The following is a 23,848-nucleotide window of genomic DNA, read 5'->3' on the forward strand; positions in this document are numbered from 1 at the left end:
GTGCGGGACGGGCGATCCCCTCTGCGCCGCTGAGGAGCGCAGCTTCAGGCGGATAAGGGCCGCGCGTGTTTGAGCGAAGCGAGTTTCGCGTGGACCCCGCCTGGAGCGAGCACCGCAAGGGAGCCCGAAGGGCCGGCGCAGTGGGGTCGACTGGCCCGCACCGCTTGCCGGGCGCCCCTCCAACCGGTGACCCCTTCAACCCGCCGAGCCTCAAACATCCACCTCCACGTACAACCGCGTCATCCGCGCCCCACGACGTTTCGCAGTCGCCGAAAGCTCCTGGTCCGTGCGCACCACGTAGCCCCGCTCGGTGGTCGCCTTGCCGAGCGCCGTGACCAGCGCGTCGAGCGGGATGTCGCCCCATTTCTTCTTCAGCGCCATGGCGTGGTCGACCGGGATCACCGCGACGTCGAGGGCCGTCATGCGCTCGAGCCCGCCGGCCTTCAGGGTCGCGTTGTGGCTGCCGTGGTGGCCGACCTTGTAGTAGACGGTGCGCGCGAGCAGGTCCGGGCCGGTGACCGGCTTGCCGCCGACACGCCACTTGCAGTCGCTCCACGTGAGCCAGTTGCCGACCTGGGCGTCGGCGGCGAACAGCAGCACGCCGACATCGTCGAGGTCGATCGCCAGCACGAGGCTGGTGTTGTTGGTCATGCTGTCCAGCGCCAGCGCGAGTTCGGAAGCGTCGTCCATCCAGGCGACATCGATGCGGCGCCAGGCCTCGTCGTTCCAGTAGCGCTGCTGGAAGAAAGGCGTGCTCTGCGCCACCCGGTTCGGGATCCGGAACGCATTCGAGAACGGTTGTTGCTCGGGATTCGCCAGCGCCTGGCCGATGCTCCGCTCGGCCGCCGCCAGCGCCATGCCGTAGGTCTCGGGCGCCGTGGCGCTCGGCAGCGTCTTCTTGAGCATCTTCATGTCGCGCGGCGGACCCAACGTGTAGATGCGGCCGCGGAAACCGTCGAGCTCGACCGGCAGGTCCTTCGGGTCGCAATAGCGCGGCCGGGCCACCTTGGCGCGCACCAGTTCGAGCGCCGAGGCGGTGGTGGTCCGTGCGGCGGCGCCGAAGAAGTCGAGCAGCGACGTCAGCAGGGTCGGCTCGCCATCGCCGCCGCCATCGAGCTGCATCCGGACGGCCGCGGCCCGCAGCAGCGCGAGCGCGTTGTCGCGCTCGCCGCGCAGCTGCTTCGCGTCGGCGTCCTTCGGGTCCTCGGTCCAGCCCAGCCAGACCGCGCCGACCTTGAGTTTGGCGAACGACTCGGCGGCCTGGGCGAAGCCCGAGACATGGTCCCAGTGCTCGTGGGTCGCGACCAGCAGGTCGATGCTGCCGCCGGTGGCGGCCAGGATGTCGTCCATCACCTCGGTCATCACCGCGCCGGCGTTCGCCGTGCCGAGGATCACGCCGCAGTCGATCATGATCTGGTACTTGGCCTTCCGGGCACCGTAGAGCGTCACCAGGTGGCAGTCGCCGAGGCCGTGGCGGTAGGTCCGCACCGTGGCGCGCGGCGGCTTCTTGCTCGGCGTCGGGGTCTTCTTGGCGGCGGCCATGGTGTGTCCCGTCTCAGTGGGCGCGGTGCAGCAGCGCGAAAGGCTCGGCGTCGTGCGTGGCCAGCCCCGAATAGCTGTTGGGCTGGGCCGCCCGGCGGTCCGCCCACAGCGCCTGCTGCGCCGAGACCCGTGCCTGCTGGTCGACCCGCTTGCGCACCAGGTAGGTGATGGCGCCCTTGCCGATGTCGAACAGCAGGGTGGCGCCGGCGCGGAACACCATGCCGGTGCCGTCGTCGGCATGCAGCGACTGGGTCAGTTCGATCACCAGCTGCGACAGCAGCTGGCCGTCGGGGCCGACCCGGTGCAGCGGGCGGATCGAGTGCACCTCGATGCCGTGCAGCGTGCAGGGCACGGCGGTGCCGTCCGTGCCGGCGAGCGAGACGGGGGCCGGCGCTCTGCGGCGCAGGCCGAGCACCGCGAGCTCGTCGTCGTCGACGACCTCCGGGTCGACCAGCCATCCATGCAGCAGCGCGGCGTTGGCGCGCGCGTCCGTCCAGGCCGCTTCGCGGTCGACCTGCAGGTCCCAGTTCAGCTGCAGCCCGGCGAGCTGGCGTTCCAGGCGCGGGAAGGGCGCCGGCGGCGGCTCCCAGGCGATGGTGTCGACCGACAGCGTGCGCACGTTCTCGGGGTAGATGCCGCGCGCCGCGAAGGCCGAGACGAAGGCGACCCGGTAGCCGAGCGGATCGTGATGCACCAGGTCGCGGTCGGCCGTGACCAGCGCCCGCAGGTAGTCGCCGAAAGTGATGTCGACCGGCGGGCAGTAGTCGAGCGCGCGGATGCACATGCCGAGGATCTGGCTCGCCACCTTGCTCGCGACCTCGGTCAGCGCATCCACCAGCTGTGCCGGCAGGGCACCCTCGGGCAGCACTTCCGAGCCATGGGTGGCGAGCCGGATCGGCACCTGCGCACGCCGCGTGTAGATCTTCAGGAAGGCGTCGAAGACCGCCGACACCAGCACCGCGCCGCGCGCGTGGGCCTCGGTCGAGCGCTGGTAGTCGCCCTTGTCGGGCGGGGCCGCGGGCTGCCAGACGTTCTGGCCGGTGGCCTCGTCCCGGACCTCCTTGCCGATCGCCTGGCGCAGCGCGCCATAGTGGCCGGTGGCATTGCCGAACTGCACCGCCAGCTTGGCCAGCAGGGTCGGCTGGAACAGGTCGCCACGGGCCCGGGCGACCGCTTCGCGCAGCGAGTCGCCCATCGAGAAATGCTGGAACAGCGCGACGATGTCGGCAAAGGCTTCGTGGAAGGCCAGCACGTCGGGGTTGGTCGCCTCCCGGAAGCGCCGGTGCAGGCCGTCGAGCAGCGCATGGGTGGTCTCGTGGGCCACGATGTCGTGCGACAGGGCGGTGAAGACGTATTCCGACGGCGCCCCGCTGGTCGCCGCGCTCGACGCGAAGTAGCCGAGCAGCAAGGCCTTGCGCTCGGGGCTGTAGTAGGCGTTCTCGGCTCGCAGGGCATGCGGATGGATGCGCAGCCGGCGCACGAAGCGCTCGGACTGCGGGCCGGCCCGCGGTGCCCACAGCGCCACCCGGCCCAGCGCTTTCTCGAAATGGTCGATGGTGCGCATGGCGACCGCGTAGACCATCTGCTGGTGGAACTGCGGGTTGGCCTCCGAGGGGCGCAGGCCGTCGGTCGCCAGGAGGCGCGGATCGTCGAGATCGACCGGGGCGTAGCAGCAGCCGCTGGCCGGATCGACGTCGACCACCTCGAGGTATTCGCCGACCGGGCCGGGCTGCAGCTTCGCCTCCCAGCGCACCTCGGCCACGGTCTCGTTGAGGCCGACCGTGTCGAGGTCGCGGCCCAGCGAGGGGTCGTAGGCGTAGATGCGCAGCCGCCGCGCGGCCGGTGTCGGCGCCTGCGGCGCCAGGGCGTGCTGCAGGTGCAGGGCCTCGATGCGGCTCAGCCGCTGCGGCGGGATCGGCAGGCCCGGGTCGGGCGCGGGATGCGACTGCAGGGCCGCCCGCAGCGCCTGCGAGGCCCGCGGATGGTTGCGCAGGGCTTCCAGCACGGCCATCCGTTCGGGCCCGGTGAGCGACAGCGGGTCGACCGCGGGCTCGGGCAGGATGCGCTCGATCGCCGAGCACTGGGACAGCTGCAGGGCCTCCAGCTCCAGCATCGCCTGCGCCGGTGTGGCCTGGGCCTGCAGGCCGAGCCCGGTGAGCACCTTGAACAGCGGGAAGGAGGCGTTGTCGGGCGCCTCCGCCTTCAGTGCGGCTTCGGCCTCGGGCTCGACGGCGAGCGCCTTCACGACCTGCAGGCAGCCGCGCCCGAACTTGACCGGGTCGCCGTCCCCGGCGCTGTCGAACAGCGCCCGGCGCACGGCCTCGACCCGCATCCAGGGCTGCGTGTAGCGGCCGCACGCGGCCTTGTTCTTCTGCAGCCAGGTCGCGGCGGCGGCTGCGATCTGCGGCGTGGCCGCGGAGGTGCCGGCGCCGTCGAGGTCGACCACCGTGCCGCAGCCGAGCTTGGCCCACGGCACGTTCGGCGTGTAGGCCGCCATGGCGGTGCGCATCTTGCTCGCCGGCCCGTAGTTGCCGGCCATCTTCGAGGCCGGCAGGTCGGCGTAGGGCTGGTGGTCGGCCATCACGCCGCAGGCCGCGATGACGCGGTTGAACCGCGCCGGGTAGACGACATGGTGCGTCGGCAGGTTGCCGAAGTTGTTGCCGGCCGCGGCCACCACCACCACCCCGGCCTCGTAGAGCGCGTTGACCGCATCGGCCCAGGCGCTGCTCGCGAGGCCGCCCATGCTCAGCGTCACGACATCGACGGCGGTCGCCGGTGTCGCGCACAGCGCGTGCACATGGTCGAGCGCCTGCGCGATCGCGCTGTTGCGGAACAGCACCACGCGGTCGGCGACGCGCAGCGGCACCACCCGGGCGAATGGAGCCGCGCCGAGGCGGGGCAGGCCGCCGGCCGGTGACCCGGCCAGCAGGCTCAGCGTGCCGGTGCCGTGGCCGCGGTTGTTGAACACGCCCGAGGCCGTGTCGGTGGCGTCCGTGGGCGCCTGGTCGTCGACGAAGTTGCGCTGCAGCTCGGTCTCGAGCAGGGCCGGGCGGCTCTGGTGCGCGGGATCGAAGCCGGTGTCCAGGTGGGCGATGCGCACGCGCTGGTCGGCGGGCGGCAGCGTCAGGTCCGCGAGCGCGCGGGCGAACTCCGAATGGCCGTCGTCCTGGTGCCAGAGGGGGTCGTCCGCGCCGGGATAGCCGCTGCTTCCGGTCTTCTGGGCGACGGGCTCGCACGAAGCGGTCAGCGCCAGGGCTTCGGCCTCGGGCGAGCCGGTGATCCAGGATTGGGGGAAGTCCGGCTCGGCGAACTCGGGCAGGGCGGCGCCCGCCAGGCCGAGGCCCTGGGTGACCATCGCGTGGCAGACGTCCCAGGGGTTGCCGGCGTCGAGCGCCAGCGCCGGCTCGACGATGTGCCAGCTGGCGCCGGCCGCCAGTCCCAGCCCGGTCGGGGCGCCGATGCTCTGGAACAGCGGCCGGATGTGCAGCGGCACGGCGGCGCCGAACAGCTGCACCGAGGCCTGGCCTGCGGGGGCTCGCATCTTGACGAGAAATCGCTGCGGCTGGGCCATCGGTTTTCCCGCTGGAATGGAGCGATGGTTGTACTCCCTGGCGGGCGCTGCGCCCCTCTGCCAAATGGTCGAGTGAGTCGCCGCGCCGCAACGGCGCTGCCCGTGCAAAAGTAATAGCCTCTGCCTGTCGTCATCCAGGAGTATTCAAAGCCATGTCCGGAACAACCCCGCTGCCGCCCCAAGGCCTGCGCCCGACGCACGCGCAGATGCTGCGCCACCTGCGTCGCTCCAACGAGGTGGCGCTGCGCGCCGTCGCACTCGGGCACCATCCCTTCGGTGCCGTGCTGGTCGGCCCCGACCAGGAGACCGTGCTGCTGGAGCAATGCAACATCGACACGGTCAACCACGCCGAGTCCACGCTGGCGCGGGTGGCGGCGACCAACTTCACGCCCGAATTCCTGTGGGGCTGCACGCTCTACACGGCGGTCGAGCCCTGCTGCATGTGTGCCGGAACGGCCTACTGGGCCAACATCGGGCGCGTGGTGTTCGCGATGACCGAGGCCGAGTTGCTGGCGGAGACCGGCAGCCATGCCGAGAACCCGACCATGAGCCTGTCGTCGCGCCATGTCTTCGACCACGGCCAGAAGCCGGTGGAGCTGATCGGCCCGGTCACCGAGATCGCGCAGGAGACGATCGCGATGCAGCGCGCGTTCTGGGCCAGCCGCTGACGCAGCGGCCGGGAACCGGGGGACCGCCGCGGTGTCCAACCAGGTCGGTCGTCGACAGGAGACGCCATGCCTCGACTGCTCGTTCCCACGCTCGCCGCGCTGCTCGTGGCCGGCGCCTCCGCGCAGGCCGCCGCGCCAGCGTTGTCGGTCGTCTTCGTGCATCCGGAGCGCTTCACCGATGCCGCCTACTCGCATCCCAACGGCAGCGAGCCCGAGCGGCTCGAAGTCATGCGCGACGTCCAGCGCCACCTGGTGCAGCTGGCCGAGCGCGGCCTGCCGCCCGGCGACAGCCTGCGCATCGAGGTGCTGAACATCGATTTGGCCGGCTGGTTCGAGCCCTGGCGCTTCCGCCTCCAGACCGGCACCTACATCCGCATCCTGCGCGACATCACCTGGCCGCGGATGCGGCTGCACTACACGCTGACCCGCGGCGACAGCGTGCTGGCGGACGCGGACGACGAGCTGTCCAACCTCAACTACCTCATGACGGTCAATCGCTATTCGCCCACCGATCGGCTGCGTTACGAGAAGGCGATGATGGACGACTGGTTCGACCGGCGCATCGTCGCCCGGGCGTCCCAGGACTGACACCGCCCTATTCGCAGAGCCGACGGATCTCCGGCGGGATCGGCACCGCCCGGATGCCGCCGCCTTCGCGGGCGGCGGCGAAGATGCGAACCTCCTCGCATTCGAGGATCAGGTCCTCGCCGCGCGTCACGCGGTAGGTCTGCACGAAGCTCTTCTCGCGCCACTCGCGGATCGCGGCCGCGATCTGCAGCGTGTCGCCGTAGCTGGCGCTCTTGACGAAGCGGGTGTGGGTGTCGACCAGCGGCGTGCCGATCACGCCCAGCGTGCGCGCCGTTTCCTCCCAGCGCGGCACGCCGCGCTCGGCGAAGAAGTGGCGCGATGCGGCGTCGATCCAGCGGAAGAAGTTGGGGAACCAGACGATGCCGGCGGGGTCGCAGTCGCCGAATTCGACGCGGACGGTGTAGGTGACTTCAGGGTTCATGGTGGTGAGAGTCTATGCATCCTGGACGGCGTTCAACGCAGGTAGGCCTGCACCAGTGACACCCAGTAGCTCGCGGTGCTCGGCAGGATCTCGTCGTTGAAGTCGTAGCCGGTGTTGTGCACCATGCAGCCCGGACCGCCGCCGGGCTTGCCGTCGCCGTTGCCGACGATGAAGTAGCTGCCCGGCACCGCGTCCAGCATGAAGGCGAAATCGTCGCTGGCCTGCAGCGGCGCCATGTCCGGGATCAACGCCTTCTCGCCCATCGAGGCCAGCGCCACCTGGCGCGCGAAGTCGGTGGCCGCCGTATCGTTCACGCAGGGCGGCATCTTCCATTGGTAGTCCACCACCGCGCTGGCGCCATGCACGGCCGCCTGGCCCTGGGCCATGGCGGTGATGCGCTCGCGCAGGAAGGCGCGCACCTCGGGCCTGCGCGCGCGCACCGACAGCTTGAGTTCGGCGCTGGTCGGAATCACGTTCGGCGCCTTGCCGGCGTTCATCGCGCCCACCGTGACGACCGCCATGTCGTTCGGATCGACCTCGCGCGACACCAGCGTCTGCAGCGCCAGGATCAGGTGCGCCGCGACCATGATCGGGTCGACGGTGGTGTGCGGCATCGCGCCATGGCCGCCCTTGCCCTCGATGGTGATGACGACCGTGTCCGACGAGCTGTAGATGACGCCCGGCAGGAAGCCGAACTGCCCGGCCGGAAAGCCGGGCTCGTTGTGATAGGCATAGACCGCATCGCAGGGGAAGCGTTCGAAGAGACCGTCTTCGACCATCTTCTTCGCGCCCATCAGGCCTTCCTCGGCCGGCTGGAAGATCAGGTTGAGCGTGCCGTCGAAGCCCTTCGCGGCCGCCAGTACCTGGGCCGCCGCGAGCAGGGTGGCGGTGTGGCCGTCGTGGCCGCAGGCGTGCATGGCACCCGGTTTCCGGCTGGCCCAGGACAGGCCGGTGGTCTCGGTCATCGGCAGCGCATCCATGTCGGCGCGCAAGCCCAGCCGCTTGCCGCCCTGGCCGAGCTTCAGGGTGCCGACCACGCCGGTGCCGCCCAGGCCGCGGTGCACCGCATAGCCCCAGCGCGCCAGCCGCTGGGCCACCAGGTCGCTGGTCTGGAACTCTTCGTAGCCCAACTCGGGATTGGCATGGATCTGCCGGCGCAGGCCGACCATTTCCTCGGTCGACGCCTGGATGCCTGGGTGAATGGGAACGGAAATCATCGGAGCCGCCTTGATGCTGCAGTGGACTCGCATTTTCCACGCCAATAATGGCGGGCCCATTGGCCTCGAAATTGCTGTCCCAGAACGATGACCGATTCCACCCACGATTCCTCGCCCCTCCCGCTGACCCGCCGCCAGCTGAGCCTGGGCGCGCTGGCCCTGGCCGGCAGCCTCGCCACCTCGCGCTACGGCCGTGCGGCCACCGGCAAGGGCACGGCGGTGCTGGCCATCGACGCCGACCCGCCGACCCTGAACCTCGGAACGACCACCGACTTCGCGGCCGGAGACGTCTCGGCCAAGATCCTCGAAGGCCTGGTGTGGCTGGACCCGCAATACAACCCCAAGCCCTCGCTGGCCACCGCCTGGACGGTCTCGCCCGACGGCAAGACCTACCGCTTCACCTTGCGCCCTGGCGTCAAGTGGCATGACGGCAAGGACTTCACCAGCGCCGACGTCAAGTTCACGCTGCTCGAGGTGGTGGGCAAGCTGCATCCGCGGGCGGCGCCGGTGTTCAAGGGCCTCGGCGTCGAGGTCGACACGCCCGATGCCCTGACCGTGGTGGTGCGGCTGCAGAAGCCGTACGCGCCGCTGCTGTCGCAGATGACGGTGTTCGATGCGCCGATGCTGCCGCGCCACATCTACGAGGGCAGCAACATCGGCACCAACCCTGCGAACCAGAAGCCGGTCGGCACCGGCCCCTTCAAGTTCGGCGAATGGAAGCGCGGCGCCAGCATCAAGCTGGTGCGCAACGACCAGTACTGGGATGGCGGCAAGCCCTTCCTCGAATCGATCATCTTCCAGGTGATTCCGCAGGCGGCCAACCGGGTGCCGGCCCTGCAGACCGGCGAGATCGACGAACTGCTCGACTTCTACACGCCCAAGCCCGAAGTCCCGCGCATCCTGGCCGACAAAAACCTGGCACCGCGCCGCGGCGTGAACATTCCTGCGATCTATTTCCTGATGTTCAACACCCAGTCGCCGCTGTTCTCGAAGATCGAGGCGCGCCATGCGGCGGCGCTGGCGATCGACCGCCAGCGGCTGGTGAAGCAGGCCATGAACGGCATCGCCCGGCCGGGCGCCGGCGCCTTCGGCGACGGCTTCAAGTGGCTCTTCAACGACGAGGTGAGCTACGCGAAGAAGTACCCGCTCGACCCGGCGCGGGCCAAGGCGCTGTTCGAGAAGGCCGGCGCCAAGCCCGGCGGCACGACCTTGCGCATGCCCTTCGACGTCAGCCGCGCGCAGATGCGCGCGCAGTCGCAGATCATCCAGGACAACCTGCGCCAGATCGGCATCGAGGTGAAGCTCGAACCGCTAGAGCGTTCGGTGTACTACGACCGCGTGTTCGCCAAGCGCGACTACGACATGATGCTCGGCTCGTACTTCTCGGCCGGCGACCCGGCCATCGGCTACACCCGCCTGTACAACAGCTACACCGGGACCGCGCCCAACACCAACGCCAGCGGCTATTCGAATCCGAAGGTCGACGACCTGCTCGCCCGGGCCGCGACCGCCACCGACCGCGAGGCCCGCGCCAAGCTCTACAAGGAGCTGCAGGCGATCCTCAACGAGGACCTGCCGACCCTGGTGCTGTTCGACGAGGAAACCGTCGACACCGCGAGCAAGAAGCTCACAGGGGTCTTCCCTGCGCTCGATGCGCGCGATCAGTGGGCCGGCGTCAAGCGTCTGGACTAGTCGTCTCTCGATGTCTTCCTTCGTCCTGCGGCGCCTGCTGCATGCGATCCCGCTGCTGCTCGCTGTGGTGGTGCTCAACTTCCTGCTGATCGCCTTCACGCCGGGGGACCCGATCACGCTGTTGGTGGGCGACTTCCCGGCGCCGCCCGAGTACCTCGACCAGATGCGCCGCGAGTTCGGGCTCGACCAGCCGGTGTGGGTCCAGCTGCTGCGCTACCTGGCCAAGGTGGCGCAGGGCGACTTCGGCTATTCGTTCGCCAACCAGCAGCCGGTGGCGACGCTGATCCTCGAACGCCTGGGCGCGACGCTCGAACTCACCCTGACCGCGCTCGCCTTCGCCAGCGTCATGGGCATCGTGTTCGGCGTCGTCGCGGCCCGCGCCGCCAGCCGTCCTGGCCGCGGCCTGGTCGACTCGGCGATCCAGGGCGCCTCGTCGGCGGGCTACGCGATTCCCGACTTCTGGCTCGGCCAGCTGCTGATCCTGGTGTTCGCGATCTGGCTGGGATGGCTGCCGTCGCAAGGCAACAACCCGGTGCGCGGCACGCTGCCCGGCTTCGACGGCTTCGTGCAGCACCTGTCCTACCTGGTGCTGCCGGCCTTTGCGCTGTCGCTGCGCTACCTCACGCTGATCACGCGCATCACGCGGGCCGCGATGCTGGAGGTCATGAACGCCGACTTCATCCTGGCTTCGCGCTCGCGCGGCGCCTCGGAGTGGACGGTGCTGGTGGTGCACGCGCTGCGCAATGCCGCGGCGCCGGTGCTCACGGTCATCGGCTACAACGTCGGCTTCGTGCTCGCCGGCTCGGCCCTGATCGAGGCCGTGTTCGCCTGGCCCGGCATCGGGCGGCTGCTCTACGAATCGATCTCCAAGCGCGACTATCCGGTGATGCTGGCGATCCTGTTGATGGTGTCGGTCACGGTGGTGATCGCCAACCTGGTCACCGACATCGTCCACCGATGGATCGATCCCCGGATCGAACGCGCATGAGCGACCCGACCCAACTGACGATGACGCCCCCCGCGGTGGGCACGCCCTTCCAGAAGGCCGGCTTCCGGCGGCGCCTGCTGCGGCGGCCGACGACGCTGCTCGCGCTGGCCTTCCTCGCGCTGCTGTTCGGGCTGGCCGTGTTCGCGCCGCTGGCCACCGGCCACGACCCGCTCGGCGGCGGCGACAGCGCGCTGCTCGAACCGCTGTCGCCGGGCCACTGGCTCGGCACCGACGACCTGGGCCGCGACATCTGGGCCCGGGTGGTCTTCGGCAGCCGCATCTCGCTGACCGTCGGCGTGCTGAGCGCGCTGATCGCGGTGGTCGTCGGCGTCGTGGTCGGCGCGCTGGCGGGCTACTTCGGCGGCTGGCTCGACACCTTGCTGATGCGCATCGCCGAGTTCTTCCAGACGCTGCCGCGCTTCGTGGTGGCGCTGATCGTCATCGCGCTGTTCGGCACCAGCGTGCTGAAGATGATCGTGGTGATTGCGGCGCTCTCCTGGCCGCAGCTGGCGCGGGTGGTGCGGGCCTCGGTGGCCGCGCTGGCGCAATCGCAGTTCGTCGACGCGGCGCGGGTGGCGGGCATGGGCCACGGCGCGATCATCGTGCGCGAGATCCTGCCCAACGTGGCGGCGCCGATCATCGTGCTGGGCTCGCTCGACATCGCGATGGCGATCCTGATCGAGGCCAGCCTGAGCTTCTTCGGCCTCGGCGATCCGAACCACGTGTCCTGGGGCGCGATGCTCAACGACGCCCAGCAGTACCTGCGCAGCGCCTGGTGGATGTCGGCCTTCCCGGGCCTCGCGATCGCGCTCACCGTGCTGTCGTTCAATGTCTTCGGCGACGCGCTCAACGACGCCCTGAATCCGCGAGGCCCGAAATGAGCGATTCGGAACTGCTGCTCGACGTGCGCGGGCTGTCGGTCGACATCGGGCAGGGCGCGGCCGCGCTGCGGGTGGTCAACGACCTGTCGGTCACGGTGCGCCGCGGCGAGGCCGTGGGCCTGGTCGGCGAATCGGGCTCGGGCAAGTCGATGACGGCCTTCGCGCTGATGAACCTCTTTCCGTCGCCGCTGGCGCGGGTGGCCGCCGGGCAGGTCCTGCTCGAAGGCCGCGACCTGGCCCGGCTGCCGGCCGCCGAACTGCGGGCGGTGCGCGGCGCCCGCGTGGGCATGGTGTTCCAGGACCCCACCAGCTACCTCGATCCGCTGATGCCGGTCGGCCGCCAGATCGCCGAGCCGCTGCGCGCGCACGGACGCACCGACGGGTTGGAGGCGCGCGTCCTCGAATTGCTCGACATGATGGAATTGCCGCACGCCGCACGGGTCGCGCGCCAGTACCCGCACGAACTCTCGGGCGGCATGCGCCAGCGGATCCTGATCGCGAGCGCGCTGGCGATGCGGCCCGCGCTGCTGATCGCCGACGAGCCGACCACGGCGCTCGACGTCACGGTCCAGGCTGAAATCCTGAAGCTGCTGATGCGGCTGCGCAAGGAACTCGACCTCGGCATCCTCCTGATCACGCACGACCTGGCGGTGGTGGCCGAAACCTGCCAGCGGGTCAACGTCATGTACGCCGGCCAGGTGGTCGAGGCCAACGAGGTCGGGTCGCTGTTCGCGGCGCCGCGCCATCCCTACACGCAGGGCCTGCTGGCCAGCATCCTGAGTCCGCAGTCGCGCGCCCATTCGCTGTTCTCGATCCCGGGCAGCGTGCCGATCGCCGGCCACTGGCCCGCAGGCTGCCGCTTTCATCCGCGCTGTCCGATCGCCCGTGCCGGCCTTTGCGACAGCGGCACGCCGGCGCTGCGAACCCGGGGCGCCGGTGCCGACCGCTGCCGGCGCAGCGACGAAGCGCTGGCCGCCGATGCCTGGCAACGCAACGAGGCCGCGGCATCATGAACGAAGCGACTCCGGTACTGCTCGAAGCCCGTGAGCTCAGCCGCCTGTTCCCGGTGCGCGCGAGCGGCGGGCTGTTCCGCGCCCGGCAGATGCAGCGCGCGGTCGACCGCGTCTCGCTGTCGATCCGCGCCGGCGAGGTGCTGGCCCTGGTCGGCGAAAGCGGCAGCGGCAAGACCACGCTCGGGCGCATGCTGCTGGGCCTCACGGCGCCGAGCGAAGGCACCATCCTCTACAAGGGCATGGACGTCGCGACCCGCTCCGGCGAGGCGGCGCGCAGCTTTCGCCGCGAGGTGCAGGTGGTGTTCCAGGACACTGGCGGTTCGCTCAATCCGCGCCGCACCATCGGCCAGAGCGTCGCCCTGCCGCTGACCTGGCACCGCGGACTCGACGCCCGCGCGGCGGCGGTCGAGGTCGATGCGCTGCTGGAGCAGGTCGGCCTCGCGGCCGCGCACTTCCGCCACCGCCTGCCGCACGAGCTCTCGGGCGGCCAGCGCCAGCGGGTCGGCATCGCCCGCGCACTGGCATCGAATCCGGCGCTGATCGTGGCCGACGAGCCGGTCTCGGCGCTCGACGTCTCGGTGCGGGCGCAGATCCTCAAGCTGATGTTCGACCTGCAGCGGGAGCGCCAGCTGGCCTATCTCTTCATCACCCATGACCTCGGCGTGGTGCGTGCCATGGCCGACCGCGTGATGGTGATGCACCAGGGCCGGGTGGTGGAGAGCGGCGACGCCGACGCGGTGCTGAATGCGCCGCGCGACCCCTACACCCAGCGCCTGCTGGCCGCCACGCCGGTGCCCGATCCGTCGCGTCAGCTCGCGCCACAGCGGACTTGAAGATGACCGGGCATTTCACCGAAGCCACCACCGACCACTGGCAGCGCATCGTCGCGGCCGATGACGTCGAGCGGCCCGAGGCGCCCTGGCGCTTCGGCTACCCGGCCCGCCTGCCCGACGGCCGCGTGCTGATGCTGCCGATCCGGCAACTCGCGGCCGAGCCGGCGCATGCCGTGGCATCGCTGCTGGTCAACCACGCCTCGCTCGAAGTGGTCGACACGCTGGGCGCCATGCTGGCGCAGCGCCTGGCCCCGCAGGCGCCCGAACTGGTGATCGGCCTGCCCACGCTGGGGCTCACGCTGGCGCCGGTGGTCGCGCGTGCGCTGGGCCATGCACGCTACCTGCCGATGGGCTACTCGCGCAAGTTCTGGTACGACGAGGCGCTGTCCGCGCCGGTGCACTCGATCACCTCGCCGACGCCGGGCAAGCGCATCTATCTCGACCCCCACCTGCGTCCGCTGATCGAGGGCCGGCGGCTGGTACTGGTCGACGACGCGGTCAGCACCGGCACCACGCTGCTCGCGGCCTGGGAGCTGATCGAGTCGCTGGGCGGCGATGTGGTGGCCTGCGGGGTCGCGATGCTGCAGGGTCGCCGCTGGGTCGGCAAGCTCGGGGCCGAGCGCGCCGCGCGGGTGGTCGGCGTGTTTGAAAGTCCGCTGCTGAAGGCGGTGCCCGACGGCTGGGTGCTGCGGGACTAGGCTGCGTTCATCGCGCGGCGCGCGCGAGGGCGTCCAGCACCACGCGGCGCAGCAAGGCCTCGTCGGCCACGCTGGCCACCTGCGCATTGGACGCCGCGCGCCTCGGCACCCGCCACTCGACGACGGTCATGCCGCGGGTGTGCTCGCCCTTGCATTCGGCCACCAGGTGCGCCGGCCTGAAGCTCATTCCGTGGGGCGCCACCAGCGCCGCGGCGGCCGTCGGGTCGTAGAGCGACATCGGCAAGGTGCCCGCCGGGCTCGCGATGCGCACATAGCCGAGCAGCAGGTCGGCCAGCAGCTCGGCCTTGTCGGTGCCGACGGCACGCAGGGCCTCGGCGTCGGCCGCATGCACGCGCACCTGCCGGCAGGCATCGAGGCCGACCATATGCAGCGCCACGCCGGCGTCGAGCACCGCATTGATCGACTCGGGGTCGACGGCCGCATTGAATTCGGCCGCCGCCGTGTGGTTGCCCGGCCCGGCGCTGCCGCCCATCCACATCAGCTGGCCGATGCGCGGCGCCAGTTCGGGGCGGCGCTGCAGCAGCCGCGCGATGTTGGTGAGCGGCCCCAGCGCGAGCAGCGTGACCGGCTGGTCCGCGGCCGAGAGATGGTCGATCAGGGCGGCCACCGCGTCGCTCGATGCCAGCGCGGTGCGCACCAGCGGCAGGCTGCGGCCGGCCGAGGCCATGGCGTCCGCGCCGAGGATGTTCTGCGCCGTGACCAGTTCGCCAACCAGCGGCCCGTCGCTGCCGGCGTGGATCGGAAAGCCCCAGCCGAAGCAGGCGGCCGCGCGCAAGGCGTTGTCGACCACCACCTCGAGCGGCGCGTTGCCCGCCACCAGCGACATGCCGTCGACCCGCCAGGGCGGCGTCTGCGTGACCGTGAGCACGGCCGCCAGATCGTCGAAGCCCATGTCGGTGTCGATCCAGGCGGAAGTCGGTGCGTTTGAAGGATGCATGCGAGATTGTGTCGCCTGCCGGGCCGGTGATTTCAACCCATCTTGGTCGGCAGCCAGAGCGCGATGATCGGGAACGCGATCAAAATCACCAGCCGCAGGATGTCGGTCAGGATGAAGGGCAGCACGCCCTTGAAGATGGTCGTGAAGCTGACGTCCTTGACCACGCTCTTGATGACGAAGACGTTCATGCCCACCGGCGGATGGATCAGCCCGAGCTCCACCGTCATCACGATGATGACGCCGAACCAGATCGGATCGAAGCCCAGGTGGACGATCACCGGGAAGATGATCGGCACGGTGAGGATGATCATCGCCATGGCGTCCATCAGGCAGCCGAGCACCAGGTACATCAGCATGATCAGCGCCAGCACGCCGTAGCGGCCGATGCCCAGGCTGGTGAGGAACTCGGTGAGCTTCTGCGGGCTCTGCGTGATGGTGAGGAAATAGCCGAACAGCAGGGCGCCGATCAGCACCGTGAAGACCGCCGCCGCGGTGCGGGTGGCCGACAGCAGCGCCTCGCGGATCTTCGGGCCGTCGAGCTTGCGGCGCAGCAGGCCGAGGATGAAGGCGCCGCTGGCGCCGACGCCGCCGGCCTCGGTCGGCGTGAAGAAGCCGCCGTACAGGCCGCCGATCACGAAGACGAAGAGCACCAGCGGCGCCCAGACGTTCTTCAGGTCGGCCAGCCGCTCGGCCCAGGGCCGGAGCTGGCCGCCGGGCAGCCAGTCGGGCCGCACCCGCACGATGATCGCGATGGTCATCACGTACATCGCCATCGCCAGGATGCCCGGCACGATGCCGGCCATGAAGAGCTTGCCGATGTCCTGCTGCGTGAGGATGGCGTAGACCGCGAGCACGGTCGACGGCGGCAGGATGGCACCCAGCGTGCCGCCGGCCGCGATCACGCCGGTCGAGAACGACTGCGGGTAGTTGAAGCGCCGCATCTCCGGATAGGCCACGGCCGAGAAGGTGGCGGCGGTGGCCACCGACGAGCCGCAGATCGCCGCGAAGCCGCCGCAGGCCAGCACGGTGGCCACGCCGAGCCCGCCGCGCAGATGGCCGATCATCGAGTTCGCGGCCTTGAACAGCTCGCGGCTGACCCCCGACACCGACACCAGCGCGCCCATCAGCATGAACATCGGGATGACGCCGAAGGTGTAGTCGGTCACCGTGCGCATCGAGGTCTGGCCGACCAGCTTGAGCGCCGGGCCGGGGCCGACGATCCAGGCGTAGCCGGTGACGCCGACCAGGCCCATCGCCATGCCGACCGGCACCCGCAGCAGCATCAATGCGAACAGGACAACGAAACCCAATACTGCTATCGCATCAGTGCTCATTCATCGGCTTTCATTTCCGGCTTCTCGTCATGGAGCAATTCAGGATGGAAGATCAATCGATAGGTGCGGATCGCGATCAGCACCACGGCCGAGACGTCGCCGAGCCAGGCCACCGCGTAGAAGGGCCAGGTCGGGATGTTCATGTCGTAGGTCAGCACGTTGTCGACATAGGTGCCGCGCACCTTGTCGAACAGCATGGCGGTCTGCACCGCGACCACGAACAGCAGCACCAGCGTCGCGAAGACGTCGATCCAGCGCTTCATGCGCGGCCCGGCGGCGGTCCAGACCAGGTCGACCGTGATGTGGCCACCGCGGTAGCTGGTGGCCGCGATGCCCCAGAAGATCAGGATGCCCAGCAGCATCCGGCCGAAGTCGTAGGAGTCGGGGATCGAGGTGTTGAAGAACTTGCGCAGCACCACCGCCAGGAAGATGTTGAGCGCGACGATCCCCACGAACATGGCGGCCAGCCACTCGATGGAATTGATCATCCGGTCCATGACCCCCACGCGGGGTCGGGTCGGCGCGGCTGCGTCGTTCATTCGAACCCCGCCCGGCTCAGAGCGCCGACTTGTTCTTGGCCAGGCTGGCCTTGAGCGCGTCCATCACGGCCTTCGGGTCCTGGCTCACCTTTTTCACGCCCTCGGCCCATTGGGCCTCGCCGGGCGCCGTGGCCTTGCGCCAGGCGTCGAGCTGCTCGGGCGTGAGCTTGTAGATCTCGTGGCCCGGCTGGCCGGCGATCTTGGCGCGGCCCGCGAACTCGAAGTCGGCCCACGGCGTGGCGACCTTCTCGGCCCATTCGCTGGTGCAGTGGTCGTCGATGACCTTCTTCTGCGCCGGCGACATGCTGTCGTACTTGCTCTGGTTCATGGCCCAGACGAAAGGCGTGACGTAGAGCGGCACGTCCATGTGGTAGCTGACCACCTTGTCGATGCCGAACAGGCCGATCGAGCCCCACGGGAAAGTGATCGCGTCGGCCACGCCGCGCTCCAGCATGTCGCGCGACTCGGGCGCCGACGCCTGCACGTTGGTGCCGCCCAGCGAGGTGACCATCTGGCCGATGGTGCTCGTGGCGGGGCGGATCTTCATGCCCTTGATGTCGGTCGGGAGCGTGATCTTCTTGCGCGCGTGGAAGGTGCCCGGGTCGTGCACGAAGGCGAAGCAGAACTTCACGTCCTTCATCTCCTTCGCCGCGTAGGAGCGGTACCACTCGTCGATGGCGGCCGAGCCGCCCTTGCCGTTGGCGAACAGGAAGGGCAGCGACGCGCCGGCCATGATCGGGAAGCGGCCCGGCTGGTAGCCCGGGTTGATGTAGGCGAAGTCGGCAATGCCGTCGCGCGCCATGTCGTAGTGGTCGAAGGCCTTGCCGAGTTGCTCCGACGGGAACAGCGTCGCGGTGATGGTGCCGTTCGAGGCCTTCTTGATGTCGTCGGCCCAGGCCTGCAGCGACGGATTGAGCGGATGCTGCGCCGGCACCCAGCTCGACATCTTGAGGTTGACCGGCTTGTCCTGCGCATGAACGGCACCGGCTGCCAGTGCCAGCGCGGCCGAAAGTGCCAGCACGGCGCGGCCGGTGGCCGAAGTCATGAAGCGGATAGGGGTCATGGGATGTGTCTCCTTGCGGGTGTTGTCGGATCGGGAAGCTCGGCGCGGTGCGAATCGGTTATTTTTTATAAGAATCGACGCACCGTGAATCGGCATTTACCTTGATTGGGCGGGCGTGGCGCCGGCCTGCGGCTTGCGCTTCATCCAGCGAATCGGCTGCGCGACCACCGGCCGCGGCGGCGCGCCGTGGCGCACCAGCGCCGCGTCGAGCGCCTTGCCGGCCTCGTCCGCCAGCGCGGCTTCGCGCGCTGCCGCGATCGCCGTGGCGCGCGCGGCCGGCGAGCCGTCTGGCAGCGGCGCCGTCGCCAGGTGATCGATCACGTGCAGCAGGTTGGCCTTGCCGCGCTCGTTGGTGCTGCCGTAGCCCTTGATGAGGCGGCCGCAGAGCGCCACCTCGTGGCCCAGGCGCCAGTCGGCGCGCGTGCCTGCGACGACGGCGTCGAGCCAGCGCACGATCAGCGCTTGTTCTTCGGCGAATCGGCTGCCGCGCTTGCGCAGCCAGCGCAGCGACGCCAGCAGCCGCAGCGAGGCCATGCCGATCACCGAATGGCTGCCGACCTTCAGCGGCATCGCCCAGGGCGTCGAACGGCGCCGGTCCCAGGCGGTCACGCGATGCGCCAGCGGGGCCGGCAACAGCGCCGCGAACTCGGGTGCGCCGGGCTTGAAGTGGTCGTACACCTTGACGATGTCGTCGTCGCCGGCCTTGACCTCGCCGTGCACGCGCTGTGTCCGGCTGGCCCGGCTCTTGAGTTCGGCCACCCGCACGATGTCGTCGAAAGCCATCCACAAGGCCAGCCAGCGCGCCATTTCGCGCGTGGTCGAGTAGCCGTGGGCGGCTGCCGGATCGGCCGCGCGCTCGGCGGCCAGCACCTGGGCCAGGCGCTCGACATAGAGCGTGGCGTAGGCGGCGTCCTGGTAGTCGAGCACCCGCGCATGGCCGAGCGCGAGCAGGTCGTGCATCGGCGCCGGAAACCGGGCGGCCACGGCCGGCGGCAGCGGCGCCGGCAGCGCGCGTTCGCCGCTCGCGCTGTCCAGCAGGCGGGTCACCATGGCGGCCTGTTCCCGCGGCGCGTTGACTGCATCGAAGGCGGCGGCGAAGCCGCGCAGGCTGGCGGCGGCCATCTTGCCCGGCTTGTCGCTGCCGCCGTCGCCGCCCCGTACCGCTCGCTCGTAGGCCGCGCGCGGAAACGGGAACAGTCCGCTGCCGGCGATCGCGCCGAGCATCACGGCACTGACCACCGTGCCGGCCTCGCGCGCCGCGGCCCCCATGTCGAACACGTGGTGCTCGCGGCTGAAGGCCTTGACCACCTCGAGCAGCCGGCCGGCATCGGCGCGGCCATCGCCGGGCTGCATGCGCTCGGCGGTGGTCAGGGTGCGGGCCGAGGAGGTGATGACGAGGGTGCGCTCGGGTGCGCTCATGCCGTTGCCGATCTGGCGCGTGGTCTCGAGCAGTTCGGACGAGACGATGGCGTCCAGCGCGCCCGGCACCGGACTCAGGCTGAACACCGGCCGGCGGCCGCCGAGCTCGGCCAGCGGCACCGGGAAGACCTCGACGTAGTAGGTGGTGGCACCGGTGCGCTGCGCCACGCCGGGGATCGAGGTGCTCTGCGCCGCGTAGCCCGCATGGCGCGCGGTATCGACCAGCCATTCGGTCAGCACGCCGCCGCCTTCGCCGCCGAGGGCGCAGATGAGCAGGGTGGTGGGTTGGGTGCGGTTCATCATGCGGGCTGGAGAAGTCGGACGAATGCGCCGCGCAGTCCGTGCAGCAGGCGTTCGTGCCATTTCGGGTTCTGCACCACCTCGGCGCGGTAGAAGCTCGGGCACAGCGTGGCGGCATGGGCATTGGCGCCGCACAGGCCGCAGCCCACGCAGCCGTCGATCACGACCGCCACTGGATCGACCTTGAGCGGGTCCGGGTTGTCCTTGATCGTCAACGTCGGGCAGCCCGACAGGCGGATGCAGGCATGGTCGCCGTTGCAGACGTCCTCGTCGACGCCGTACTTCACGCGCACCACCCGCTCGCCTCTCTTGAGCAGGCTGGCGATCCACGGCTTGATGCGGCGCTGGCGCTCGAGCTGGCATTCGCCCTCGGCGACGATCACCTTCAGCCCGTTGAAGTCGCTGGTGAAGGCGTCGTTGAGCGTCTTGCGCATCTTGTCGACGTCGTAGGTGTGGACCGTGTGCAGCCACTGCACGCCGAGGCCCCTGAGCGTGGCCTCGATGGTCTGGTTCTTGTCGACCAGGCTCTGCTGCTTGTCGACCGCGCGCTCCTTGACCTCGTCGTCGGGCGTGGAGATGATGTCCTGCGTGCCGGTGGCCGAGGTGTAGCCGTTCTTGAAGATCAGCAGCACCGCATCGTCGCCGTTGAAGAGTGCACTCTGCACGCCCGTGAGAAGGCCGTTGTGCCAGAAGCCGCCGTCGCCCATGATCGACAGCGCCCGCCGCTGCATCATCGGCGACACGCCGGCGCGGCTCGCCAGGCTCATGCCGTAGCCGAGGATCGAATGCCCCATCGAGAACGGCTCGAAGGTGCCGAAGGCATGGCAGCCGATGTCGGCCGCGATGTGGACCGGGCCGCTGTCCTGCTGGGCCAGCTTGAGCGCCGCGAACACCGGACGCTCGGGGCAGCCGATGCAGAAGCTCGGCGGCCGAATGGGCAGCGGGGCGTCGAGCCGGGTCGCGACCGCGGCGCGGCGGTCGATGTTGCCCGCCAGCCAGGCGCGGCCCGAGCCGTGCGCCTGGTCCGGCAGGTAGCGCTCGGCGAAGCGGCCGACGCCGGTGGCCAGCACCTCGACGCCGTATTCGCCGGCGGCCGGCAGCATGTCGCAGCCGTGCAGCGGCGTCTGGATGTCGCGCCGGCGCAGCAAGGTCGCGATCTCCTGCTCGATGTATTCGGGCTGCCCCTCTTCGACCACCAGCACCGCGCGCTTGCCGACGCAGAAATCCGCCACTTCCTCGGGCACCAGCGGATAGGCGACATTGAGCACCAGCAACGGGACATCGGTGGCGCCGAAGGCATCCGCCAGGCCGAGTTGCTGCAGGCTGCGGATGAGCGCGTTGTAGAGCCCGCCCTGCACCACGATGCCGAGGTCGGCGTGCGTACCCGGGATCAGTTCGTTGAGCTTGTGCTCGGCGATGTAGCGGCGCGCTGCCGGCAGCCGTTCTTCGCCCTTGAGCTTCTCGTGGCGGAAGGTGACGGGCGGATGCGCGAGCCGCATGTAGTCGAAGCCGGCGGGCTCCGCCATGAGTGCACGGGTCGAGATGGCGGGCGGCAGGTTGTCCCTGCATTCGAAGCTGCCGCGCACGTGGCAGGTGCGGATGCGCAACTCCATCATGCAGGGCATGTTGGAGAACTCCGACAAGCGGAAGCCGTGCTCGACCATGTCCACCATCACGGCCAGATCGGGCCGCGGGTCGAGCAGGCACATGCTGGACTTGAGCGCATAGGCATGCGTGCGCTCCTGGATCACCGAGGCGCCTTCGCCGTAGTCCTCGCCGACCACGATCAGCACGCCGCCCTTGACACCCGGCGACGACAGGTTGGACAGCGCGTCGGCCGCCACGTTGGTGCCGACGATGGATTTCCAGGTGACGGCGCCGCGCAGCGGATAGTGGATCGAGGCGCCGAGCATGGCCGCCGCCGAGGCTTCGTTGGAACAGGCCTCGACGTGCACGCCGAGTTCGTCCATGTAGGGCTTGGCCTGCACCATGACGTCGAGCAGGTGGGACACCGGCGCGCCCTGGTAGCCGCCGACGTAGGCCACGCCGGACTGCAGGAGTGCCTTGGTGATCGCGAGGATGCCCTCGCCGTGAAAGGTGTCGCCGGCACCGAGGCGCAGGGCCTCGATTTCCTTGCTGAATGAAACTTCCAAGAGACGGATTCCTGTTTGCCGGAGGGCTGGGGTGGCGGGGGCAGAGCGGCGCCGGGGTCGGCTCACCGGCCGGTCGCCAGTGTCGTGGGGCGGTCAGCAGTCATCAATAAAATAATCAAACTAAGCAACATGAACGCCATGCATATCGATTCGATCGACCTGAACCTGCTGCGGCTGTTCGACGCCGTCTACCGGGCCCGCAGCGTGAGCCGGGCGGCGGAGTCGCTGGGCCTGACCCAGCCGGCCGCCAGCCACGGGCTGGGCCGGCTGCGCCTGCTGCTCAAGGACGCGCTCTTCATGCGGGCGCCGGGCGGCGTCGCGCCGACGCCGCGCGCCGACCGGCTGGCGGTGGCGGTGCAGGCGGCGCTGGGCACCCTCGAGGAGGCGCTCAACGAGCCCGATCGCTTCGAGCCCTCGGCCTCGCGCAAGACCTTCCGCATCCACATGAGCGACATCGGCGAGGGCCGCTTCCTGCCGGTCCTGATGGCCCGCCTCGGCGCGCTGGCGCCCGGGGTGCGGCTGGAGACGCTGCCGCTGCCGCCGGCCGAGATCGCCCCGGCGCTGGACAACGGCCGGATCGACTTCGCCTTCGGTTTCCTGCCGAAGGTGCGCGACACCCAGCGCGCGCACCTGCTGAAGGACCGCTACATCGTGCTGCTGCGCGCGGGCCATCCGTTCACGCGCGGCCGGCGCAACAGCGGGGCGCTGCTCGACGCGCTGCAGACACTCGAGTACGTGGCCGTGCGCACCCACGCCGAAACCCTGCGGATCCTGCAGCTGCTCAACCTCGAGGACCGGGTGCGGCTGACCACCGAACACTTCATGGTGCTGCCGGCGATCGTGCGGGCCACCGACCTGGCGGTGGTGATGCCGCGCAACATCGCCCGCGGCTTCGCGCAGGAGGGCGGCTACGCGATCGTCGAGCCGGCCTTTCCGTTGCGCGACTTCAGCGTCTCGCTCCACTGGAGCAAGCGCTTCGAGGGCGATGCGGCCAACCGCTGGCTGCGGCAGGTCATCCGGGAACTGTTCAGCGAGGGAGCCTGACCATCACCTGACTTGAAGTCGACAATGGTTTACGATTTCGAACATATTTTTGTAGGATGAAGGCATGCGACATCCATCAGTCATCGACGCGTCGACCCAGCCCGCACCCCTGGCGGGCGCGGGCGCCTGAACCGCATGGCCCAGAACCTTCTGCCACGGGCGTTTCGCGAGGCCGCCTATCGCCGCAAGTTCATCGACAACGTCGACGAGCACCTGTTCATGGGCTCCTACGAGAGCTTCGAAGCGGCTGCCGCGGCGGCACCGACATCCAAGCCCATGGGGTTCGACAACGCCGCGGAGGCCCGCCGGCTGTTCAGCCAGAAGATCTTCTTCTACGACTACCCGGGGCTGTTCTGGATCGCCCGCTCGTTCGAGGACGGCTTGCGTTCCGTGTTCGACCTCGGCGGCCATGCCGGCATCAAGTACTACGCGTTCCGTCGCGTGCTCAACTACCCGTCGGGCATGCGCTGGAGGACCTGCGATGTCGCGGGCGTCATCCAGGCCGGCCGCGAGATCGCCGCCGAGCGCGGCATCGGCGAGGAACTGAGCTTCACCAGCGACTACAAGGAAGCCAGCGGCTTCGACGTGCTGTTCATTTCGGGTTGCCTGCAGTTCCTGCCCGAACGCATGCCCCAGATCCTGGCCGCGCTGCCAGTCAAGCCGAAGCGCATCATCCTGAACACCACGACGGTGCATCCCGAGCGAACGATCTTCACCGTGCACAGCCTCGGGTTCGGCTTCTGCCCCTACCGCATCCAGAAATACGACGAGCTGATGGCCGACCTGGTCGAGGCGGGCTACGTGCGGCGCGATGCCTGGCGCAATGAGGGCAAGCTGATCGAGGTGCCCTTCGTCGAGGGCGGAGACGCCGCCTACTACGCCGGTTGCTGCTTCGACCTCCGGCCGGGTTAGGGCGCCTCCCGCGC

At 69.7% G+C, this 23,848-nt stretch carries 20 protein-coding genes; 10 read left to right on the forward strand and 10 right to left on the reverse strand.

From position 1 onward, the window contains the following. Nucleotides 1–210: 210 nt before the first annotated feature. Both AC1DF3_RS28050 and AC1DF3_RS28055 read right to left on the reverse strand, forming a co-directional pair. Nucleotides 211–1,542 (reverse strand): ComEC/Rec2 family competence protein, encoded by a 1,332-nt coding sequence (locus AC1DF3_RS28050; protein WP_478141551.1) that lies wholly within the window; start codon nt 1,540–1,542, stop codon nt 211–213. 13 nt (nt 1,543–1,555) lie between these two features. Beyond that, nucleotides 1,556–5,083 (reverse strand): S8 family serine peptidase, encoded by a 3,528-nt coding sequence (locus AC1DF3_RS28055; RefSeq protein WP_478141552.1) that lies wholly within the window; start codon nt 5,081–5,083, stop codon nt 1,556–1,558. Nucleotides 5,084–5,265: 182 nt separating this feature from the next. On the opposite strand from AC1DF3_RS28055, the gene AC1DF3_RS28060 reads away from it, so the two are divergent. Further along, nucleotides 5,266–5,781: a nucleoside deaminase gene (locus AC1DF3_RS28060; RefSeq protein ID WP_286527791.1), complete on the forward strand. Its 516-nt coding sequence runs from the start codon at nt 5,266–5,268 to the stop codon at nt 5,779–5,781. 66 nt (nt 5,782–5,847) lie between these two features. Beyond that, on the forward strand, nt 5,848–6,369 hold the full coding sequence (locus AC1DF3_RS28065) for a DUF3016 domain-containing protein (protein ID WP_478141553.1): 522 nt from the start codon (nt 5,848–5,850) through the stop codon (nt 6,367–6,369). A 7-nt stretch (nt 6,370–6,376) separates the two neighbouring features. Here the strand turns inward: AC1DF3_RS28065 and AC1DF3_RS28070 are convergent, their stop codons facing one another. Together AC1DF3_RS28070 and AC1DF3_RS28075 are read right to left on the reverse strand one after the other, a co-directional pair. Next, on the reverse strand, nt 6,377–6,790 hold the full coding sequence (locus tag AC1DF3_RS28070; RefSeq protein ID WP_286527789.1) for an acyl-CoA thioesterase: 414 nt from the start codon (nt 6,788–6,790) through the stop codon (nt 6,377–6,379). A 32-nt stretch (nt 6,791–6,822) separates the two neighbouring features. Then, nucleotides 6,823–8,007 (reverse strand): M20 aminoacylase family protein, encoded by a 1,185-nt coding sequence (locus AC1DF3_RS28075; protein WP_478141554.1) that lies wholly within the window; start codon nt 8,005–8,007, stop codon nt 6,823–6,825. An 87-nt stretch (nt 8,008–8,094) separates the two neighbouring features. Here AC1DF3_RS28075 and AC1DF3_RS28080 point away from each other — a divergent pair, with 87 nt between their 5' ends. Genes AC1DF3_RS28080 through AC1DF3_RS28105 form a run of 6 tightly spaced genes read left to right on the forward strand, consistent with a single transcriptional unit; the run spans nt 8,095 to nt 14,112 of the window. After that, nucleotides 8,095–9,699 (forward strand): ABC transporter substrate-binding protein, encoded by a 1,605-nt coding sequence (locus tag AC1DF3_RS28080; RefSeq protein WP_286536656.1) that lies wholly within the window; start codon nt 8,095–8,097, stop codon nt 9,697–9,699. Nucleotides 9,700–9,709: 10 nt separating this feature from the next. Continuing rightward, on the forward strand, nt 9,710–10,687 hold the full coding sequence (locus AC1DF3_RS28085; RefSeq protein WP_478141555.1) for an ABC transporter permease: 978 nt from the start codon (nt 9,710–9,712) through the stop codon (nt 10,685–10,687). Then, entirely contained in the window at nt 10,684–11,568 is an 885-nt protein-coding gene (locus AC1DF3_RS28090) for an ABC transporter permease (RefSeq protein ID WP_286536654.1), read from the forward strand. The genes AC1DF3_RS28085 and AC1DF3_RS28090 overlap by 4 nt, the downstream gene beginning before the upstream one ends. Continuing rightward, on the forward strand, nt 11,565–12,581 hold the full coding sequence (locus AC1DF3_RS28095) for an ABC transporter ATP-binding protein (protein WP_478141556.1): 1,017 nt from the start codon (nt 11,565–11,567) through the stop codon (nt 12,579–12,581). The genes AC1DF3_RS28090 and AC1DF3_RS28095 overlap by 4 nt, the downstream gene beginning before the upstream one ends. Then, nucleotides 12,578–13,414, forward strand: coding sequence for an ATP-binding cassette domain-containing protein (locus tag AC1DF3_RS28100; RefSeq protein WP_286536652.1), 837 nt, complete (start codon nt 12,578–12,580; stop codon nt 13,412–13,414). The genes AC1DF3_RS28095 and AC1DF3_RS28100 overlap by 4 nt, the downstream gene beginning before the upstream one ends. 2 nt (nt 13,415–13,416) lie before the next feature. Next, the gene (locus AC1DF3_RS28105; protein WP_478141557.1) at nt 13,417–14,112 is read left to right on the forward strand and encodes a phosphoribosyltransferase; all 696 of its coding nucleotides are present in this window, start codon (nt 13,417–13,419) and stop codon (nt 14,110–14,112) included. Between the two features lie 7 nt (nt 14,113–14,119). Here the strand turns inward: AC1DF3_RS28105 and AC1DF3_RS28110 are convergent, their stop codons facing one another. The 6 genes from AC1DF3_RS28110 to AC1DF3_RS28135 form a co-directional block, all read right to left on the reverse strand. Then, nucleotides 14,120–15,070, reverse strand: coding sequence for a nucleoside hydrolase (locus AC1DF3_RS28110; RefSeq protein ID WP_478141558.1), 951 nt, complete (start codon nt 15,068–15,070; stop codon nt 14,120–14,122). A gap of 32 nt (nt 15,071–15,102) precedes the next feature. After that, nucleotides 15,103–16,404, reverse strand: coding sequence for a TRAP transporter large permease (locus tag AC1DF3_RS28115; protein WP_478141559.1), 1,302 nt, complete (start codon nt 16,402–16,404; stop codon nt 15,103–15,105). Continuing rightward, entirely contained in the window at nt 16,401–16,943 is a 543-nt protein-coding gene (locus tag AC1DF3_RS28120) for a TRAP transporter small permease (RefSeq protein ID WP_286536648.1), read from the reverse strand. Before AC1DF3_RS28120 ends, AC1DF3_RS28115 begins: the two co-directional genes overlap by 4 nt. Before the next feature lie 16 nt (nt 16,944–16,959). Beyond that, nucleotides 16,960–18,006, reverse strand: a complete 1,047-nt coding sequence (locus AC1DF3_RS28125; RefSeq protein WP_478141560.1) for a TRAP transporter substrate-binding protein — start codon at nt 18,004–18,006, stop codon at nt 16,960–16,962. Nucleotides 18,007–18,102: 96 nt separating this feature from the next. Continuing rightward, on the reverse strand, nt 18,103–19,725 hold the full coding sequence (locus AC1DF3_RS28130) for an indolepyruvate oxidoreductase subunit beta family protein (RefSeq protein WP_478141576.1): 1,623 nt from the start codon (nt 19,723–19,725) through the stop codon (nt 18,103–18,105). Then, complete coding sequence (locus tag AC1DF3_RS28135) at nt 19,725–21,878, reverse strand: thiamine pyrophosphate-dependent enzyme (RefSeq protein ID WP_478141561.1); 2,154 nt, start codon at nt 21,876–21,878, stop codon at nt 19,725–19,727. Before AC1DF3_RS28135 ends, AC1DF3_RS28130 begins: the two co-directional genes overlap by 1 nt. A gap of 129 nt (nt 21,879–22,007) precedes the next feature. Here AC1DF3_RS28135 and AC1DF3_RS28140 point away from each other — a divergent pair, with 129 nt between their 5' ends. Both AC1DF3_RS28140 and AC1DF3_RS28145 read left to right on the forward strand, forming a co-directional pair. Further along, a complete protein-coding gene (locus AC1DF3_RS28140) occupies nt 22,008–22,922 on the forward strand; it encodes a LysR family transcriptional regulator (protein ID WP_478141562.1) in 915 nt (304 codons plus the stop codon). A gap of 135 nt (nt 22,923–23,057) precedes the next feature. Further along, nucleotides 23,058–23,834, forward strand: coding sequence for a methyltransferase, TIGR04325 family (locus AC1DF3_RS28145; RefSeq protein ID WP_286527758.1), 777 nt, complete (start codon nt 23,058–23,060; stop codon nt 23,832–23,834). Nucleotides 23,835–23,848: the final 14 nt, after the last annotated feature.

The organism is Variovorax sp. 10N432 (genome assembly GCF_056394465.1).